Source organism: Alkalibacillus flavidus (assembly GCF_040545925.1).
GTDB classification, from domain to species: domain Bacteria; phylum Bacillota; class Bacilli; order Bacillales; family Alkalibacillaceae; genus Alkalibacillus; species Alkalibacillus flavidus.
In genome coordinates, this window is sequence record NZ_JBEPMX010000029.1 from 1 (window position 1) to 1,071 (window position 1,071).

Below are 1,071 nucleotides of genomic sequence, written 5' to 3' on the forward strand. Positions count from 1 at the left end.
TGAAGGTTACCCCACCGACTTCGGGTGTTGCCAACTCTCGTGGTGTGACGGGCGGTGTGTACAAGGCCTGGGAACGTATTCACCGCGGCATTCTGATCCGCGATTACTAGCGATTCCGGCTTCATGCAGGCGAGTTGCAGCCTACAATCCGAACTGAGAATGGCTTTATGGGATTAGCTCGACCTCGCGGTTTGGCTTCCCTTTGTACCATCCATTGTAGCACGTGTGTAGCCCAGGTCATAAGGGGCATGATGATTTGACGTCATCCCCGCCTTCCTCCGGTTTGTCACCGGCAGTCATCCTAGAGTGCCCAACTGAATGCTGGCAACTAAGATCAGGGGTTGCGCTCGTTACGGGACTTAACCCAACATCTCACGACACGAGCTGACGACAACCATGCACCACCTGTCATTCGGTCCCCGAAGGGAAGACCCAATCTCTTGGGCTGTCCGAAGATGTCAAGACCTGGTAAGGTTCTTCGCGTTGCGTCGAATTAAACCACATGCTCCACCGCTTGTGCAGGCCCCCGTCAATTCCTTTGAGTTTCAGCCTTGCGGCCGTACTCCCCAGGCGGAGTGCTTATTGCGTTAACTGCAGCACTAAGGGTTGGACCCCCTAACACCTAGCACTCAACGTTTACGGCATGGACTACCAGGGTATCTAATCCTGTTTGCTACCCATGCTTTCGCGCCTCAGCGTCAGTCACAGACCAGAGAGCCGCCTTCGCCACTGGTGTTCCTCCACATATCTACGCATTTCACCGCTACACGTGGAATTCCGCTCTCCTCTTCTGTACTCAAGTTCCCCAGTTTCCAATGGCCCTCCACAGTTGAGCTGTGGCCTTTCACATCAGACTTAAGGAACCGCCTGCGCGCGCTTTACGCCCAATAATTCCGGACAACGCTTGCCCCCTACGTATTACCGCGGCTGCTGGCACGTAGTTAGCCGGGGCTTTCTGGTTAGGTACCGTCAAGGTGCTGCCCTATTCGAACAGCACGTGTTCTTCCCTAACAACAGAGTTTTACGATCCGAAGACCTTCATCACTCACGCGGCGTTGCACCGTCAGACTT

1 rRNA gene is annotated in these 1,071 nt (G+C 54.6%); it reads right to left on the bottom strand.

Annotated elements, in window-relative coordinates:
- A 16S ribosomal RNA gene (locus ABID56_RS12945) occupies positions 1-1,071 on the bottom strand; the annotation flags it as partial.